General features: G+C 33.4%; 17 protein-coding genes. 10 read left to right on the forward strand and 7 right to left on the reverse strand.

The window, feature by feature from the left end; genetic code table 11:
• Positions 1-2: 2 nt before the first annotated feature.
• Genes HHU12_RS03780 through HHU12_RS03790 form a run of 3 tightly spaced genes read left to right on the forward strand, consistent with a single transcriptional unit; the run spans position 3 to position 2,982 of the window.
• Positions 3-392, forward strand: a complete 390-nt coding sequence (locus tag HHU12_RS03780) for an HIT family protein (RefSeq protein WP_169655154.1) — start codon at positions 3-5, stop codon at positions 390-392.
• Positions 393-413: 21 nt separating this feature from the next.
• Positions 414-2,450, forward strand: coding sequence for an NAD-dependent DNA ligase LigA (gene ligA / locus HHU12_RS03785; RefSeq protein ID WP_169655156.1), 2,037 nt, complete (start codon positions 414-416; stop codon positions 2,448-2,450).
• The gene (locus tag HHU12_RS03790; RefSeq protein WP_169655158.1) at positions 2,443-2,982 is read left to right on the forward strand and encodes a DUF6913 domain-containing protein; all 540 of its coding nucleotides are present in this window, start codon (positions 2,443-2,445) and stop codon (positions 2,980-2,982) included. Before ligA ends, HHU12_RS03790 begins: the two co-directional genes overlap by 8 nt.
• A 56-nt stretch (positions 2,983-3,038) precedes the next feature.
• On the opposite strand, the gene HHU12_RS03795 is transcribed toward HHU12_RS03790, so the two are convergent.
• From HHU12_RS03795 to HHU12_RS03805, 3 genes are all read right to left on the reverse strand, one after another.
• Complete coding sequence (locus HHU12_RS03795) at positions 3,039-3,215, reverse strand: hypothetical protein (protein WP_044203993.1); 177 nt, start codon at positions 3,213-3,215, stop codon at positions 3,039-3,041.
• A 160-nt stretch (positions 3,216-3,375) separates the two neighbouring features.
• A complete protein-coding gene (locus HHU12_RS03800; protein ID WP_169655160.1) occupies positions 3,376-4,620 on the reverse strand; it encodes an aminotransferase class I/II-fold pyridoxal phosphate-dependent enzyme in 1,245 nt (414 codons plus the stop codon).
• Between the two features lie 194 nt (positions 4,621-4,814).
• Positions 4,815-5,810 carry a DUF6588 family protein gene (locus tag HHU12_RS03805; RefSeq protein ID WP_169655162.1) on the reverse strand — a complete coding sequence of 332 codons (996 nt, stop codon included), beginning with the start codon at positions 5,808-5,810 and terminating at the stop codon, positions 4,815-4,817.
• Between the two features lie 100 nt (positions 5,811-5,910).
• On the opposite strand from HHU12_RS03805, the gene HHU12_RS03810 reads away from it, so the two are divergent.
• The 6 genes from HHU12_RS03810 to HHU12_RS03835 all read left to right on the forward strand — a co-directional run bounded on the left by HHU12_RS03810 (position 5,911) and on the right by HHU12_RS03835 (position 13,173).
• Positions 5,911-7,014 carry a hypothetical protein gene (locus HHU12_RS03810; protein WP_169655164.1) on the forward strand — a complete coding sequence of 368 codons (1,104 nt, stop codon included), beginning with the start codon at positions 5,911-5,913 and terminating at the stop codon, positions 7,012-7,014.
• 228 nt (positions 7,015-7,242) lie between these two features.
• Positions 7,243-7,545 (forward strand): hypothetical protein, encoded by a 303-nt coding sequence (locus HHU12_RS03815; protein ID WP_169655166.1) that lies wholly within the window; start codon positions 7,243-7,245, stop codon positions 7,543-7,545.
• 47 nt (positions 7,546-7,592) lie between these two features.
• A complete protein-coding gene (locus tag HHU12_RS03820) occupies positions 7,593-8,054 on the forward strand; it encodes a 3-oxoacyl-ACP synthase (protein ID WP_169655168.1) in 462 nt (153 codons plus the stop codon).
• A 232-nt stretch (positions 8,055-8,286) separates the two neighbouring features.
• Positions 8,287-11,061: a leucine--tRNA ligase gene (gene leuS / locus HHU12_RS03825; protein ID WP_169655170.1), complete on the forward strand. Its 2,775-nt coding sequence runs from the start codon at positions 8,287-8,289 to the stop codon at positions 11,059-11,061.
• Positions 11,062-11,485: 424 nt separating this feature from the next.
• Positions 11,486-12,703: a bifunctional 3,4-dihydroxy-2-butanone-4-phosphate synthase/GTP cyclohydrolase II gene (locus tag HHU12_RS03830; RefSeq protein ID WP_169655172.1), complete on the forward strand. Its 1,218-nt coding sequence runs from the start codon at positions 11,486-11,488 to the stop codon at positions 12,701-12,703.
• A 59-nt stretch (positions 12,704-12,762) separates the two neighbouring features.
• The gene (locus HHU12_RS03835) at positions 12,763-13,173 is read left to right on the forward strand and encodes a redoxin domain-containing protein (RefSeq protein ID WP_169655174.1); all 411 of its coding nucleotides are present in this window, start codon (positions 12,763-12,765) and stop codon (positions 13,171-13,173) included.
• On the opposite strand, the gene phhA is transcribed toward HHU12_RS03835, so the two are convergent.
• From phhA to ftsH, 3 genes are all read right to left on the reverse strand, one after another.
• Positions 13,163-13,912 (reverse strand): phenylalanine 4-monooxygenase, encoded by a 750-nt coding sequence (phhA, locus tag HHU12_RS03840; RefSeq protein WP_169655176.1) that lies wholly within the window; start codon positions 13,910-13,912, stop codon positions 13,163-13,165. The genes HHU12_RS03835 and phhA overlap by 11 nt on opposite strands.
• A 119-nt stretch (positions 13,913-14,031) precedes the next feature.
• A complete protein-coding gene (locus HHU12_RS03845) occupies positions 14,032-14,256 on the reverse strand; it encodes a hypothetical protein (RefSeq protein WP_169655178.1) in 225 nt (74 codons plus the stop codon).
• Between the two features lies 1 nt (position 14,257).
• Positions 14,258-16,210: an ATP-dependent zinc metalloprotease FtsH gene (gene ftsH / locus HHU12_RS03850; RefSeq protein WP_169655180.1), complete on the reverse strand. Its 1,953-nt coding sequence runs from the start codon at positions 16,208-16,210 to the stop codon at positions 14,258-14,260.
• Positions 16,211-16,469: 259 nt separating this feature from the next.
• Between ftsH and HHU12_RS03855 the strand changes: the two genes are divergently transcribed.
• On the forward strand, positions 16,470-17,396 hold the full coding sequence (locus HHU12_RS03855) for a tetratricopeptide repeat protein (protein WP_169655182.1): 927 nt from the start codon (positions 16,470-16,472) through the stop codon (positions 17,394-17,396).
• A gap of 94 nt (positions 17,397-17,490) precedes the next feature.
• Here the strand turns inward: HHU12_RS03855 and HHU12_RS03860 are convergent, their stop codons facing one another.
• Complete coding sequence (locus HHU12_RS03860; protein WP_169655184.1) at positions 17,491-18,804, reverse strand: leucine-rich repeat domain-containing protein; 1,314 nt, start codon at positions 18,802-18,804, stop codon at positions 17,491-17,493.
• Positions 18,805-19,079 lie beyond the last annotated feature (275 nt).

Consider the following 19,079-nt stretch of genomic DNA (forward strand, 5'->3'; position numbering starts at 1 on the left):
AAATGGCTAGTATATTCACTAAAATTATTAATGGAGATATTCCATCGCACAAAGTCTATGAGGACGAAAATTATTATGCATTTCTTGATATCTCACCTGTCCAAAAAGGACATACGCTTTTGATTCCAAAAGTGGAAGTAGATGATATGTTTGATTTGGAAGATGAATTACTTGCCGGTTTATATGTAGTAGCCAAAAAGATTTCAAAGGCAATCAAGAAAGAATTTCCATGCAACCGTGTAGGGCACGCTGTTATAGGACTAGAAGTTCCACATGCGCATATGCATTTAATTCCAATCAGCTCAATGCATGATATGAATTTTGCGAATAAATTAAATCTAAGCCAGGAAGAATTAGCAGAAATTGCCGAAAGAATTCGCGTTCATTTATAAGTCACCGTTCAGTAGTATCTCATGTCGTCAAAAGTAGAAGTAAAAACACAAATTGAGCAACTGTCAGAAAAGTTGCATCATTTAAACACTAAATATTATATAGATGGTGTTTCTGAAGTTACAGATCAAGAATTTGATCAAATGTTACAACAATTACAACAACTTGAGGAAGCACATCCAGAATTTCTTTCACCCAATTCACCGACTCAGAGAGTAGGAGGTGCCCCCACAAAGAACTTTCCCACTGTAAAGCATGAAGTGCCGATGCTTTCGCTTTCCAACACTTATAATAAAGAAGATCTGATTGAGTTTGATACAAGAATTCAAAAAGACCTTGGCATTCAGCCAGAAATGGTTTGTGAGTTGAAATACGATGGTGTTGCAATCAGTCTTATCTATGAGAATGGTATACTGACAAAAGCGGTAACTAGAGGAAATGGAGAGGAAGGTGATGAAATCACGAACAATGCAAAAACCATCAAAACACTTCCTCTAAAACTAAGAGGAAATTTCCCTGACAAGTTAGAGGTACGTGGAGAGGTTTTCATGAGTAAAGAGTCATTTGAAAAGAATAATGAGAAAATTATTACTGAGAATGAAATTCGTAAAAGTGAAGGCAAAAAAGAACAACCTCTTTTAGCTAATCCTAGAAATGCTTGTGCAGGTGCATTAAAACAACAGGACCCAAAGAAAGTTGCTGAAAGAAACCTTGATGTATACATCTATGGTATTGTTGGAAATTATGAAGAGATTAAGAATCACTTTGATGCTCTAAAGACACTACAATCATGGGGTTTTAATATTCCAAACTCTTTCGAGAAAGCGAAAAATATCGATGAAGTATGGGATTTTATTACAAAATGGGATAAAGAACGCTTTAATCTTCCCCTTGAGACTGATGGTGTGGTTGTTAAAATCGACCAAGAAGAATTAAGAAGAAAGTTAGGAAATACGGCAAAAAGTCCACGTTGGGCTATCGCATATAAATACAAAGCTGAAGCAGCTAAAACAAAACTAAAAAGCATCACTTATCAGGTTGGACGTACAGGGGCAATTACACCTGTTGCAAACCTAGAACCTGTGCAATTAGCTGGAACTACCGTTCGAAGAGCGTCACTTCATAATGCAAACGAAATCGAAAGACTAGAGCTTTACAATGGAGATTTTGTTTATGTAGAGAAAGGAGGAGAAATCATTCCTAAAATCACTGGTATTGAAAAATCGCTGAGAGAAGATGAAGCAACTCCGGTTGAATTTATTGATAAATGTCCTGCTTGTAATACTGAATTAATTAGAATTGAAGGAGAGGCACAGCATTACTGCCCTAATGATAAATCTTGCCCGCCTCAGGTAAAAGGTAGGATACAGCATTTCGTAAGCCGTAAAGCAATGAATATTGATTCACTAGGAGGTGAAACCATTGAACAGCTGATAGAGAAAGGATTAATCAGTAATTATGCTGACTTATATACGCTTACAGCTACAAAATTGGAAGCAATGGAACGATTCAAACAAAAGTCCATTGATAACCTTCTTGCAGGCGTTGAAGCTTCTAAACAAATTCCTTATGAAAAGGTGCTATTTGCACTAGGAATTCGTCATGTCGGTAGTACAATTGCCGAAAAATTGACAGAAGTATTCAAAAATATTGATGCTTTATTTGAAGCTACAAAAGAACAGATTGCAGATGTTTATGAAGTAGGGGAAAGGATAGCAGATAGCATTGTAGAATTTAGAAACGACCCTGAGAACATTGAGCTGATCAATCAACTGAAAGCACATCAACTTCAGTTTGAATTGGTTGAAAAAGAGAATGCAGGAACACTAAATGATAAGCTATTTGTATGCACAGGTACGTTTTCTGTCTTTTCTAGAAATGAAATTCATGATTTAATAAAGCAAAATGGCGGGAAGGTACGTACTTCTATTTCCGCAAAAATTGATTATCTTGTTTCCGGAGAAAAAGCAGGTTCCAAATTAAAGAAAGCCGAAAGCTTGGGAATTACTGTTTTAACGGAAGAACAATTTGGTCAATTATTGAAAGGGGAGAATGATTAATTTATTACAAAACAAGCTTTTAAATTACAAATTACAAAAAGAATCTCCATCAAAAGATATTATCCATAATAATGATTTACCCTTAAATAAGGCAACTTCAATTGGTTTTTTATTTTATATAAAGGATAAATTGAACCTTGAATCTATATTGAATGAGATAAAAATTTTGAGGAATATTCTACCGAAATCTGTTAAAAATTTAGAAATTATTTTTGTCTCTGAATTTACCAAAACTGATTTTGAAATCCCCTTCAATTGTAAGTTAATACCTATATCAAAGGTTGATTGGAATAGTGGAAATGTAAAGAATGATCTTCAAATATTTGTTGAAAAATCTTTTGATTATTTGTTTACATATTCACTCTCAATTTCAAAAATATTAGATCAATTGACTCGTAAATCACATGCCACTTGCAGAGTGACTTTAGGAGAACATCAGGATGAAGGATATTGTGAAATGAAATTATTATCAGATCAATACGCTTTTGATGACAGGCTCAAAGCAGCAATTGAAGTTTTAAATAGGATGTAAAAAAAGAGGTTAGATTTTAAAATCTAACCTCTTTTCGTTTATAGCTTATTCAAGCATTATCCGTTGTTTTTGATCTCTTGGATCTCTAAACGAATATCTTGTGCAAGTTTCTTGATGTCTTGCATGTTCTTACGTACACGAGTACCTGCTGCAGCTACTTTGCTGTTGTAGAACTTTTGTGCATCTTCTTCAGTTTGCTGAATAAGCTCTTTTAATTCTGTGAATTTGTCCATTTTATTAATATTAATTTCTATCGATGAATTAATTAAGTGTATAGCAATTTATATAATAACTTTGAAAAATTATAATATTTTTGACGAAAAAAAAGGATAAAATCTCAAATTTTTATTGAAATCTTATCCTTTTTATATTTTAATTAAAATCAATAATAAATTACTTCATTATTTGTGGTTCAGCGTTTGCGTACTCACCTGATTCTAATTTATGTTTTACTGCTTTGAATGCTGAGATTGTTTCAGTAACGTCTTCTAATGAGTGAGAAGCAGTAGGAATCAATCTTAACATGATCACTCCTTTAGGAACTACAGGATATACAACTACTGAACAGAAGATGTTGTAATTCTCTCTTAAGTCCATAATCATATTCACAGCCTCGTTCTGACCACCTTGTAAGAATACAGGAGTAACAGGAGTATCTGTTAAACCAATGTCAAAACCATTTGAAGTTAAACCGTCTTGTAATGCAGTAGCAACTTCCCAAAGCTTATCTTTCAGCTCAGGCATGTTACGAAGCATTTCCAAACGCTTTAAGTTACCTTTTACCAATGGCATAGGTAAAGTTTTAGCAAAGATCTGAGATCTTGTGTTGTATCTTAAATACTCAATTACTTGCTCGTCTGAAGAGATGAATGCACCAACAGAAGCCATAGACTTAGCGAAAGTAGAGAAGTAGATATCGATTTTATCTTGACATCCTTGCTCTTCACCAGCACCAGCACCTGTTTTACCTAAAGTACCAAATCCGTGAGCGTCATCTACTAACATACGGAATTGATATTTATCTTTAAGGTCAGCGATTTCTTTCAACTTACCTTGGTCACCTAACATACCGAATACACCTTCAGTAATCAATAGGATAGCACCACCTGTTTCTTCAACTAATTTTGTAGCTCTTTGTAACTGCTTTTCACAGTTTTCGATGTCATTGTGAGGGAAAACGAAACGTTTACCAACATGCATTCTCAAACCATCGATGATACATGCATGACACTCTGAATCGTATACTACAACATCTTTTCTATCTAATAACGCGTCGATAACAGACATGATACCTTGGTAACCGAAGTTTAAAACCATTGTATCTTCTTTACCTACGAATGAACTAAGTTCTGATTCAAACTCTTCAATTAAGTTTGAGTTACCAGACATCATACGTGCACCCATTGGATAAGCTAATCCGTACTCAGCAGCTGCCTCAGCATCTACTTTTCTAATTTCTGGATGGTTTGCTAATCCTAAGTAATTGTTTAAACTCCATGTTAATACTTCCTTACCTCTGAAGGTCATACGAGGAGCAATTTCTCCTTCAAGTTTTGGGAATGCATAATATCCGTGAGCCATTTTGGAATGATTTCCTAATGGTCCTCTGTCTTGAAGAAGTTTTTCAAATAAATCCACGATATAGTCTTATTTTAATGCTTGAAACATTATTCTAATTACAATCTAATTTGCCTCAGGAGCGAATATTTCGTACTCAATTTCATAAAAAATAAGCACACCTCTTTTTGAGACATTGACAAAAATCGGTTTTATAGTCCTAAAACGTACTATTCTAGTTCACCATTTAAGTATTTTTAACATAAATTTGAGGTTTATTTTAATGTTAGCCCCATTCCAACGTTAATTTGATGATAATTTGAGAATGTATAGTCTCCATTAAGGAAAACTAATCCAAATTTAAGCATAATGCCACCCCCAAATTTCCATGTTCTAAGCTCAGATTCCTCTACTAATCCATCATCAGGCAAGTTCAATGTTTTGTTTTCATCTTGCAGTAATCTGTAATCGCCATTGAACTTTGTAGTATTTTTGCTGTAAATAAACCCAGAGTTGACATATAAAGTCAATAAAGGGAAGGTTTTGGACATAATTAATTCAAAATCACCACCTCTTGTAATAAAATTCAAGTTACCTGGCTCTTTTACAGGAGCTACTGCACTTTGTTCTAATGGATAATTTCCTTCTACCTGTGTATAACCTCCAAAAATACTTAAATCAAAAGGAGACTTCTCTTTAAAAAACCACTGTATCAAGTTATGTTTCAACCCAGCACCCCACATTTGAAGAATAATGCCATTGTATTCAACTTTAGGAAAAACTCTACCCATTATTTCTGTATTCTTATAAATACCCAAACCAAATTTCAAGTAGGGTAGAGGAGCAATAGGAATATTAACCCCTTGTGTAGCGGGAATAATTGCTTCTGTTCCATCATCATTTTTTACTCCAATGACAGATGATGTTGTATTACTTCCAAAGAAAGTCGGAATTCTTTCACTTCCTTTTATTATTCTTACACCTTCTATTCCATTTACATCATAATAGAGCTTATCAGAAGGAATAAAAACTATTGCAGATCCAAAACTCAGATCAAAGCCGATTGGTCTATGTGGCCTAGCAGTATGATTCCAGCCTAATCCAACAGCCCATTTATAGCTTTCAACCAGAGGGCCTGTATACCGATTAAATAGCTCTAAACTACTTTTCTGGGCATTTTCACCTTCTGTAGAAAATAAAGAAAGAACATCTTGTGAATAGGAGAGCGGACTTAAAAAAAATAGTCCTATATAGAGGTATAAACTTTTCAAAAGTATTGTATCTAATAGTTATCTATTCAAATATACTATTATCCTTGTAAACACATCTATTTATATTGTTTTTATTAATTTATAGTTGCAACTTGCAACCATGAGTTTAAATAAATTAGAACAAATAGAGCTTGAATTCGAAATTCTTATTCAAAAGGATAGAAGAAACTGGCTGAGAGTCGCAAAACTATTGGATCAAATAGAATCCCAACAACTGTATAAATTAAGATCAAGATCATTTACAGAATATGTAAAAGGATTGGCCCAGAAAAACAGAATCAACATTTCTACTTTATGGAGAGCGAGGTCAGGAGCAAAGTTATATTTAGAGATTTTGGAAATGAATCATTTGGATGAGTTAGATGAATCTATTGTCAAAACTACTCCTGAACAATTAGAAACCTTCAGTAAAGTAAGAACAATTGCACCCACTAAAATTGTTGAGGATGTAAAAGAAAAAATGCTGAAAGGTGAGAATATGCGTCATGAATTGAAAGAATTATGGCAAATTTACAGACCATTAAAAGGAGGGAAGACAGAAAGAGGACGTAAAAAGGAAGATCCTGTGGTGATCACTGATAAAAAGAACAAATCTCAATTTGTATTGCCATATCAGCTAAAAGATACTGTTCGTAATGAAAATGTACAGAAAAATACTGTAGACACTTACTGGCAAGATTTAAAGAAAATGGAGAAATATCAGCTTTCTTCAGAAAATTTAGCGAGAGCCAATATTCTTAACGCTTTAAGGTCAGAACAATGGATTGCCAGAACACTAAACGTTGATTTTTCTTCAAATCACGAACATTTGGTTTCTTTTGTAATCCAACAACCTTCAAAAGAGATTGATGTTTTATCATTGGCAAGGCCAGAGAAAAATTATAAAAAACGACCTATAATTATTGGCTCAGAAATTATTACTGCTTTATCTTCTTTTAAATCTCAGAAACAACGGATTATGACCAAGGCACTTTTCTGTGATTATTTTTATTTGGCTATACCTATGAATGAAGAATATATTCAGAAAGCTGAAAGTTTTAGTAAAGACACAAATCTAGGTATTATTTGCATCGGGGATCATTTAGCGAATGATACAAAGCACATCTGTAAAATTCATTCACTAAGCACACTTCAAGAACCTGATCTAAATTATGAGTATATCATAATGCAGAAAGTAATGGAAAGATTGTTAGGTTGGAATTAAAGATCACAATTTCAAGCTATTATATATATACGGACATTTATTAATATAATTAATGTTATGTTAAATAGAGGTTTTTTAGATATATAGCACTCTTATTGAGTAAAAATGTATATAGTTGATTACTTGTTATTTAAGTTTAAGTTTAATTTTATTTAGATTTTACTTGTTGTAATATGGAATAGTAATTATATTTGTAATACATAAATACTTAAACAACTACTTCATATTATGAAACATCTTTTGATCTTATTCCTAACAGCCTCTCTCCTCCTCACTTCAAAATCTAACGCTACGGAGAGCAATGAAAAAGTAAAAAACTACACAATCATTTCTGTCATCTTGACGGTACAGCAAGGTGATGGTTATTTCAAAATAACTAGAAGATTATTTAAAGCACTGCATCTTCCTGAAAATGAAATGACTTGGAAGCATGTTCAGTATGTGAAGGATTTGTATCACCAAAAATACAACTCCCCCGATTTGAAAGTAGGAAATGAAATCACTATTTTGAAAGCCGAATTTATACAGTGATTAAACCAATGAGGAAGAATTATCTTCCTCTTTTCTTTTTTGAATAGATGGAAAAATTAGATATTGATTATAAAAAAGCCCTAAAAGCTCATTGCAAATCTTTGATTGTTGATAAAGTAAAATCGCTGGAAGAAGCAATGGAAAGTGCTCAACAGTCTGCAAATGCTGAAACGAGAAGTACTGCGGGTGATAAACACGATACAGCTCGTGCTATGATGCACTTAGAGAAAGAAAAAATGGGTACACAACTTTCTCAAAACCTGCAATTACTTAAAGTGATTGAAGAAATTAATGATGTGAAAGCAGAAACAATCAAACCTGGTAGCCTTATTAAAACAAATAAAGGGATCTATTATCTATTGATAAGCATTGGTCAGGTAAAGTTTGAGAATACTAATGTATTTGTCATCAGTGCGCAATCTCCTATCGGTAAGATCTTTATCAGAAAGTCAGCTGATGATAAGGTTAAATTTAATGGAAGTGAAATGACAATAATTGAGCATTTATAATCACAGGATCACTTTAAAAATAAGATATCTTAAGCAAAACCTAGAATTGTATTAAAATTGACAATTATTATTGTTTGATCTAAAAATCTTCGTTTATCCTACTCTCAGAAGTATTATAAAATAGATTTATTTATATCTTTGCTTGATTTATTGATTTCGAGTCAAAAATTAGCGTACTAAGCTTTAGTACATAAACAAAAAACGCAATTAATTTTTAGGATACATCTACAGTATGTCTGAATATAACCATAATTCATTTGAGCCTAAATGGCAGAAATATTGGCAAGACAACAATATCTATAAAGTAGACATTGATAAAAGTAAGCCAAAATATTATACACTTGATATGTTCCCATACCCTTCTGGAGCTGGCCTTCACGTAGGTCACCCAATGGGATATATTGCTTCTGATATTGTTTCAAGATATAAAAGATTAAAAGGATTCAATGTACTTCACCCAATGGGATTTGATTCATTTGGTCTTCCTGCAGAGCAATATGCGATTGAAACAGGTCAACACCCTGCAATCACTACAGAGCAAAATATCAGCACATTCAAGTCTCAAATGAATAAAATCGGTTTCAGTTTTGACTGGAGTCGTGAAGTTCAGACTTCTTCTCCTGAGTACTATCGTTGGACGCAGTGGATTTTCGAACAATTATTCAATGCCTACTACGATAAAGATGAGAATAAGGCAAAAGATATTGCTGAGTTAGTAAAACATTTTGAAGCAAATGGTTCTGAAGGAATCAATGCTGAGTGTGATGATGATGCAACTGTATTTACTGCAGAGGATTGGAAAGGATACTCTGATAGTGAAAAAGCTACTATCCTATTACAATATAGATTGACTTTCTTATCTGAAGCAATGGTAAACTGGTGTCCTGCATTAGGAACTGTTTTAGCCAACGACGAAGTAAAAGATGGTGTTTCTGAAAGAGGTGGACACCCTGTAGAAAGAAAGAAAATGAAACAATGGATGATGCGTATCACAGCGTATGCGGATCGTTTATTGGGTAACTTAGATCGTTTAGATTGGTCTGATGCTTTGAAAGAAATGCAACGTAACTGGATTGGTAAATCTATTGGTTGTGAATTGGACTTTAAAGTAGCAGATAGCGATATTACTTTAACGGCTTTCACTACTCGTGTTGACACTGTTTATGGTGTGACTTATGTAGTTTTAGCTCCAGAGCACGAATTAATCCCTACTTTAACTACTGATGCACAAAAAGAGGCAGTTGAGAAGTATGTTGAAGAGGCAAAAAATAGATCAGAAAGAGATCGTCAATCAGACGTAAAAACAGTATCTGGTGTATTTACTGGTTCTTATGTAATCAATCCATTGACTGGTGAAAAAGTACAGTTATGGATCGCTGATTATGTATTATCAGGATACGGTACAGGTGTTGTAATGGCGGTACCTTCATCAGATGATCGTGACTTCCGTTTTGCAAACCACTTCGACTTACCAATCATTCGTGTAATCGAAGGAACTGAAGACATGGAAGACCCTACTCAAGTGAAGAAGGGTAAAATGATCAACTCAGGTTTCTTAAATGGCTTGGATTCTGATGAGGCAATCAAAGTTGCAATTGACAAATTGGTTGAGTCTGGTCAAGGTAAAGCGAAAGTAAACTTCAGAATCAGAGACGCAGTATTCTCTCGTCAACGTTATTGGGGTGAGCCAGTTCCGGTATACTTTGATGAAAACGATTCTCCTCAATTGGTACCTGATCAACAACTTCCATTAAACTTACCAGAAGTTGAAAACTACTTACCTACTCCTGAGGGTGATCCTCCACTAGGAAACGCTAAGGACTGGAAATTTGATGATAAATTCGGTTACGAATTAACAACAATGCCAGGTTGGGCAGGTTCGTCTTGGTACTTCTTACGTTATATGGATCCTCAAAACAAAGAGGCATTCGTAAGCAAAGAAGCGGTAGAATACTGGAACCAGGTAGATTTATATGTAGGTGGTACTGAGCATGCAACAGGTCACTTATTATACTCACGTTTCTGGAACATGTTCTTATTCGACATGGGCTTTATCGGTCACGAAGAGCCATTCCAAAGAATCGTAAACCAAGGTATGATCCAAGGTCGTTCTAACTTTGTTTACAGAGTAAAAGGTACGAATCAGTTTGTTTCTTATGGATTAAGAAAAGACTATGATGTACAACCTCTTTACGTAGATGTAAACATCGTGAATAACGATGAATTAGATACAGAAAAATTCAAAGAGTGGCGTAAAGATTACGCCGATGCTGAGTTTATCTTAGAAGATGGCAAATACATGTGTGGTCATGTTGTAGAAAAGATGTCAAAATCTAAATACAATGTGGTTAACCCAGATGTAGTGATCGAGAAATATGGTGCAGATACACTTCGTCTTTATGAAATGTTCTTAGGTCCTATCGAGCAATCAAAACCTTGGTCAATGCAAGGTATTGATGGTGTTTGGAAGTTTTTAAGAAAAATGTGGAGATTGTTCTACAACGATCAAGGACAATTAGTTGTAACTGATGGTAAAGCTACTCCAGAGGAATTAAAAATCCTTCATAAAACAATCAAGAAAGCAGGTGAAGACATGGAGTCTTTAAGCTTGAACACTACTGTTCCTGCATTCATGGTATGTGTAAATGAGTTAGCTTCAGTTAAATGTCATAAGAAAGAGGTATTAGAGCAATTACTAATTATCTTATCTCCTTTCGCTCCTCACATTGCTGAAGAGTTATGGCACGAAGCTTTAGGTCATGAAGATTCTGTAATTTTAGCTTCATTCCCTGAGTTTGATGCTTCATTACTAGTAGAAGCTTCACATACTTACCCAGTTTCTATTAATGGTAAAATGAGAGTTAAAATTGACCTTCCAATGGATATTTCTCAAGAGGAAGCAAAAGAAGCTGTTTTTGCCAACGAAGTAGTTAAAAAATGGGTAGAAGATAAACCAATCAAGAAGTTTATCTTCGTTCCTAAGAGAATTGTAAATGTTGTTGTATAACACTTTATAAATACAAAACGGAAATAGGCAATTTAGCTTATTTCCGTTTTTTTATACGATATGCTAAAAAGGTTTATGGGGCTTGGTGCCCTATTAGGTGTTGGTATTGGAGACCTTGTTTACAAGTATATCCAAGATATTCCCAGAAGTAATATCAATCATAAAACAACTATATTTATTAGTTGTGTCATTTTTGTCTTCATTGGTAGTCAGCTCTATCAATTTAGTAAAGATAAAGATGAAAAGTGGCTACGATCAAGCATGATCATACTCTATATGATGGGAGGATTAATACTCGTTATGAGTTTAGTCCTAACAAGCTTTTTAAAATAAATGAATAAGTGTTCTTTTATAGTTTATATATCAATAATATTCTACCTTTGTAATATAAACATGTTGAGAACAATTCACATCCATATATAAAATGTCAGAACAATTCAAATTAGATACCATTGAGGATGCAATTGAAGCAATCAAAAATGGTGAAATAGTTATTGTAGTTGATGATGAAGATAGAGAGAACGAAGGTGACTTTATCTGTGCTGCTGAAAAAGTGACTCCAGAAATCATTAATTTCATGTCTAAAGAAGGTAGAGGTTTAATCTGCTGTGCTTTGATTGAAGATCGTTGCGAAGATCTTGGACTTGAGTTAATGGTGGGTAAAAACACAGCTGCGTTTGAAACACCTTTTACTGTATCTGTTGATTTAATTGGTCATGGATGTACTACAGGTATTTCAGCAAGCGACCGTGCTAAAACAGTACAAGCTTTAGCTGACCCTAACATTGATCCAGCAGTACTTGGTAAGCCAGGACACATCTTCCCCCTTAAGGCGAAAAGAAATGGTGTTTTAAGAAGAACAGGTCACACTGAAGCTACAATCGACTTAGCTCGTTTGGCAGGTTTAGAACCATGTGGTGTTCTTGTTGAAATCATGAATGATGATGGAACAATGGCACGTCTTCCAGACTTGGTACATGTTGCAAAGAAACACAACTTAAAGTTGATCAGTATTGAAGACTTAATTCAATACCGCTTGAAGTTGGAAGAGTCGTTAGTAGAAGAAGAAATTGGTGTAGATATGCCAACTGAATTCGGGCACTTCAAACTTAAAGCTTTCCGTCATACTCAAACTGGTGAACAACACCTTGCTTTGATTAAAGGTGATATTACAACGGATGAACCTGTTATGGTTCGAGTTCACTCTTCATGTGTAACAGGTGATATCTTTGGTTCTTGCAGATGTGATTGTGGTCCTCAGCTTCATGGAGCAATGGAAATGATCGAAAAAGAAGGCAGAGGTGTTATTCTTTATATGAATCAAGAAGGTAGAGGTATTGGTTTGGTTAACAAATTAAAAGCTTATAAACTTCAAGAGGAAGGCTTAGATACTGTTGAAGCCAACAAAGCTTTAGGTTTCAAATCTGATCAAAGAGATTATGGTGTTGGTGCTCAAATCTTAAGAAAATTAGGAGTTAGTAAAATGAAATTGATTTCTAATAATCCTAAGAAAAGAGCTGGTTTGATTGGTTACGGCCTTGAGATAGTAGATAGCATTGCTATTGAGATTTCTCCAAACCAATACAACAAAAAATACTTAGAGACGAAGAGAGATAAAATGGGACATAATATCCTTAAGTAATTCTTTCTAAATTATATTATAAGAGCGTATAATTTCAGTATTATACGCTCTTCTTTTTTATGGAAACATTTGAATTAAGAAATTATAAAGGACAGGTCCATCGTTTTCAATTAGAAAACACTCTGATTGCCTTTTTACCAACCGTTTCTTCTAAATTGGATAAAGAGCACCTTCATTTACTAAAAGAGCAGATGAAGGCTATCACAAAGCATGTTGAAAATGTATTTGTCATTGTTCATCAAAATGAAGAAGAAATTGCGAAGGTATTAAAGAAAAAGAACTTCCCCTTCCCTATTTTGGCTGATTCGAAAGCAAGAATTGCAAAGCAATTACAATGTTATCTATTGCCGATAGGTATTGTTCAGAGAAGTTCCTTTTTATATGATATTAATGGTGCTCTTCTTTTTAGAAAAACCTTTATGTCCAATATAGAAGAGCATTTTGAGTTTATATATTCACCTACTGAATAATAATATCATTTTTCACAACTTTACCCAAAAGACGGTCCAATTCATCCAAGCTGTCGTACAACTCTTTATAAGAACCGATCACCCAATATTGCTCTTGGAATTTATCCTTGATATAAGGAGTTTGAATAATCTCCAGAACATTGAATTGATGACGTTTTGGAATATCAGAAAACAGACTGTATTCACTTTCCCCTTTAGAAGAAAGTATTCCGGCTCCATAAATCCTCAAACCTTCCTCTTTCTCAATTAAACCGAACTCAACGGTATACCAATATAAACGGGAAATCAATTCAATTACATGCTCATTGTCAATATATTGCAAAGCAATAACACTCATTTTCTCTAAGTATTGACAAAAGAACTCATTGGTTAAAAGAGGAACGTGCCCATAAATATCATGAAACATATCGGGCTCTTCTAAATAATCCAATTCGGATAACTTTCTAAACCATGTGGAAGAAGGGAATTTTTTAGCCTTTAAAAGCTCAAAAAACTCTTTGTTTGGAATAAGCCCAGTTACAGGAGCAATACTCCATCCTGTAATAGAAAGTAGCTTCTCATCTAATGTTTTAAAAGAAGGAATACGATCTTCTTTAAATCCTATGGCTTTGATCCCCTCTAAAAAATCATTTTCAGCTAATGATGGTAAGATTTTCATTTGCCTTTTGTAGAGAGTCTGCCATACTTGATGGTCTTCATCAGTGTACTTATCGTACTCCTGTTTTTCAATAAAATACATGCTAGTGATTGGTTAAATATGTGAATTTTATGTGTTTAATTAATTAAAACGAAAAAATAGTTAGTTAAGTTAAAAGCCATACATTTCAAATAAAACGAAACGTATGGCTCTCAATATAATTACATTCCAGTAATTTTAATACCTTTTTCCTTTAAAATTTCTTTTGACCGGTTGATGGTATATTCTTTTTGACTTTGATCAATTTGAAAATCTGACATGATATTATCTATAAAAATGTCAAGGGTGATTAAATCTTTAGATATGCTTCCGCTCTTTAATAAGTCTTTAATACCTTTCGCCTCTCTATTGATAAATTCATCAATTTTCTTTTCCTCTCTTATCATTTTAAACTGCTCTTGGTCCGAGAATTTCAAGGACATCTTGTTCATCTAGAATTTCCTTTTTCAATAAAATCTGAGCTAATTTCTCTAAATCATCTCTTCTTTCATTTAAAAAGACTTTTGTTTCTTCATAACAAGTAGCAATAATCTCTAGGGATTCTTTGTCGATTTCTTTTTCTAAACTTTCAGATCGTTTATAGGAAGCTCCACCGTTTCCTAAGAAATTATTCTGTCCTTCTTTTTGAAGAGACAAGTTAGGTAATTTTTCACTCATACCATATACCGTAAGCATTGAGCGAACGATAGAAGCTACTTTTTCCAAATCATTTGATGCCCCTGTACTGATATCCCCAAAAATAATTTCTTCTGCAGCTCTACCACCAAGAAGCCCTTTAATCTTCCCTAATAATTCATCCTTACTCATTAAGAATCGATCCTCAGTTGGTGCTTGTAATACGTATCCTAAGGCTCCAGAACCTCTTGGGACTATAGAAACCTTTCTGACTGGATCTGCACCTTTTGTAAAGTGTCCTACGATGGCATGACCTGCTTCATGATAAGCAACTGTTTTCTTTTCAGATTCACTAATCACAGCATTTTTCTTCTCTAAGCCTGCCACTACTCTTTCAAATGCATCTGTAAAGTTGATTTGCTCTACCTCTGTTTTTCCTTCTCTAGCAGCCAATAAAGCTGCTTCATTACATAAGTTGGCCAAATCAGCACCCACAAAACCTGCGGTCTGTGCAGCAATTTCCTCCAAGTTGATTGAACTCCCTAATTTGATTTTACTAGAGTGTACCTTCAAAATCATTAAACGACCATTTAAATCTGGTCTATCCACTTGTACCTGACGGTCAAAACGCCCTGGTCTTAATAAGGCTTTATCTAAAATCTCTGGTCTGTTGGTTGCTCCTAAAACAATCACCGTTTGATCAGCAGCGAAACCATCCATCTCCACTAAAAGCTGATTTAAAGTATTCTCTCTCTCATCATTGCCTGACATTCCATTAGAAGATCTACTTTTACCAATAGCATCCAATTCATCAATAAAGATAATACAAGGAGCCTTTGACTTCGCCTGTGTAAATAAATCTCTTACTCTTGCGGCACCAACACCTACAAACATTTCCACAAAATCAGAACCTGACAAGCTATAAAACTGCACACCAGCTTCACCTGCCACTGCTTTTGCCAATAATGTTTTACCAGTACCTGGAGGGCCTACTAATAAAATACCCTTAGGTATCTTAGCTCCCAATTCAGTATATTTTGTAGAGTTTTTAAGGAAATCTACCACCTCCGCTAACTCTTGTTTTGCTTCATCACAACCAGCAACATCATTGAAATCTACAAGATGTTCAGCATCAGCAGCGTAAATTTTTGCCTTACTTTTACCAACGTTAAGGTAGTTATTACCACCGCCTCCACCGAGGCCTCCACCTTTACCCATTCTTCTCATGACAAAGGCCCAGATTAAGAAAAGTAAACCAAAAGGCAGTAACCAGTTCGAGAAAAAGTTTCCTAACCAATCATTTTCAATAATACCTTTATAGTCAATATTCGCTTCTTGCAAATCACTAATCAAGTTAGGGTCATCTAACTTTATCACATAAAATTGACGACTAAGGTCTTCTCTTCTCTTTTCGTAATCAATACGCCAAGGAGCAGCCTTTCCATTTGCATCAATTCTCCATAGTCCATTTCTTTTATTGATATCCGAAGAATCTACAGCAGAAGTATCATTAAGTATAGAATTTGAAGTTTTCTTTATTTTACCATAAACTTTATCATCAGCAAGAACTACATGTTCAATTTTTCCACTAGCAATACTATCTCTAAATGCATTGTAAGAAAGTTCTTTTACATTAGGTCCTGAAAAAAATAAAGCCTCTAAAAATAGCATTCCTCCAAGAATGCTCAAGAAGTACCAAATTGAAAATTTAGTTCTGTTTTTCATTAAATTATCCGTTTGAAGTTTTTTTCAATCAACACAAAATAAAAGTTAATGAGAAAATTTGAAATAAAAAAAAGCCTGGCGCCATTAGCGACAGGTTTTCTACTAGTGTCAAATTAATTATCTTTAAAACGCATTAAATACGTTGTATTATTCTTTTATAAGAAGCATGGCTTCTGATTTGTAAAAATATCAAAAGTTTACGTGAAACCAATGGATTAGTGCTTATACATTTGATAAAATTCGTATTATAAACCTTTTTATGCTTGAAAATCCATCATTTGCATTTTCTTTTAAAGCTTATTCAGAGAAGAAAAAAAGCTATTTTATACTACCTAAATTAGGAAATATCAATGAAAATGGCATCTATTTGACAGGAGAATTAATCTCCTTCTATGATATTTTACGTATGACCTACTTCGGTGGTTACTTAATTATAACTTTTAAAAACTATCCTTTACTGGGAAAAAGAACCGCAAGCTGGAAAATTGATAAAAATAATGCTCTTGTAATAAGGTCGGGTATGATCAAAGATATCAAAAGAGCCTTTGATATTTTCATTTCTCAGAACGCAGAAGTGACGAGAAGATGTGGTCACTGTGATAATCCTATCAACTGGGATCATCAACTAGAAACTCAATATCATTATTGTAATGAGTGCCATTCTATTTCAGACAAACATGGATTACTATTCTCAAATGGTGAACTCTTTGATATATGCCCAGAAACAGGTTACTATGACCGTCTAGGTTATAGAAGAAAATACGAGTATTACTTTTTTGATAAAAAATTCCATTGGAAAACTACGAAGTATTATGGAGGAGATAATTTAGGTATTGAGTTTTTCCATAAAAATATCCTTAAGAATTTGATGTTTCTGATTGGAGTTCCAGGTACCTTAATTGAATTTTATAAAGCCAACAAAGGACATCACCCCGACTTTACGGAATTGGCTGAAGCAAATTTTGCAAGCAGATGTGGTGAACTAAAAGAAGCTGCAGATCTCTATACTAAAATGCAAATGAGGCTACCTTACTTCCCTGCTTTACATTATAATTTAGCCATTGCTTATCTTCAGTCTAACAATGAAGAATTAGCAAGGAGATACTTTCAGAAGTCTCTAGAAGGATGTTCCAATTACGAACCTACATTGAAAGTATTGAAATATCTTTCTGAGAAAGAAGGATAATAAAAAAGTTATAAAAAACACCTAAAAATAAAGATATATTCTACTTATTTTTAGGTGTTTTGATCTATGATATTTATAATCTGCTATATTACATTTACCTAATTTCAGCCACAGGAGGTAACCCATGTCTAGTATCATCAGTTTCAAAATTTTCAACTAACTCTCTTGGAAGCCATTTCCAAGGGTTACCATAATACATTATTCCCAAATTAGCTTTATTATATTGCAAAGATGCAGGCAAAGTTGTTAAACGATTATTCTCAATATTGAGATAATAAAGTTCTTTAATTAAACCTATATCTTCAGGTAAAGATGAAATATTGTTATTTCTAAGATCAAGACTTCTCAATTTTGGACATAAAGCTAAACCTTCACTCAATTGTGTGAAATCTTGATTATTCCGAATAGATATGATTTCCAATGAATCTAAACCTGAAAGAAAAGTTGGAAAATGATTTAGACGGCTCTTTTTCACAGAAAAGCTAATTAATTTATTCAACCCCATAAGTTCTGAAGGAAATTGTACCTTACTAAGGTCTGAATTTGAAAATGAAAAATATTCTAAATTTTTTAACTCTCCGAGTTCAGGTGGAATCTTTTTTACGTAACTATTAAAAACTCTTATTTTTTTTAAAGACTTTAATTTTTTTATAGAAGGTGGTATTTCAATTGTATCAGCTGAAAAAAAAATTTCTTCTAAGGAAGGCATTTGAGTTAAAATCAAAGGAAACTTTTTGAATTCTGTTCCATACATTCTTAATTTCCTTAATTTCGTTAGTTTCAACATACTTTTTGGTAGTTCAGAAATAGGGTTGTCATCAATATATAATTCTTCTAGGTTTTCTAAATTGCCAATTTCGTCAGGTAATGATTCAATTTGATTAGAAGAAAGTTTTAACACTTTAAGACTTTTCATTTGACCTATTTCTTTAGGTAAATTTAAAATTAGATTCTTATCTATTTTTAATTGTTCTAAGTTATCTAATGAATAAATAGATGGAGGGATAGAATTAATCTGATTATCAGATAATTCTATTTTCCTTAATCCTTCTATTTTAAAAGCGTTAGGATCTAATTCCGTTAACTTTGGGTTATAGGAAATTATTAAGGTCTTAAGTGTAGATAATTTATTCAAAAAACCTGGTATTTCTTTTAATTCTTTATTCGCTGTAATCTGTAATGTTTCAATTTCACTGAATGCAGTGATTTCTTTAGGAATCTCTTTAAAATATTTCCCCAAAGCATAATATTTATAATGTCCATCTTCTATTCTTGTATTTAGTTGATAGGAACTACTTTTCTTATTACCTACAGATTCTAATATTTTTTGGTCAGCTATAAACTCTTGCTGAACAGCACAACTAAAGGAAGAAAGTAGAATACATAGGACGATTAATATTTTTTTCATAATTTGCTTTATTTTTATATTTTTTACTATTAGTAATTGAACATATATCTTTGAAATTCGTAACACTCTGATTCTTTTGATTATTAACCAACTATAAAACTATCATTAATGGAAGATATTATTGATTTTAGCCAAATAGTATAGCTTTTAAGCTGTTCTTACTTTCTTCAAAATTCAATTCTAACTTTAACTTTTATTGGGAGAGAAACTTACACTAAAGACAAGATTTGAACAATAGTTACTTTTAGATAACTTATTGACTTTAAAATCAATTT

Source organism: Flammeovirga aprica JL-4 (assembly GCF_012844305.1).
GTDB lineage: Bacteria > Bacteroidota > Bacteroidia > Cytophagales > Flammeovirgaceae > Flammeovirga > Flammeovirga aprica.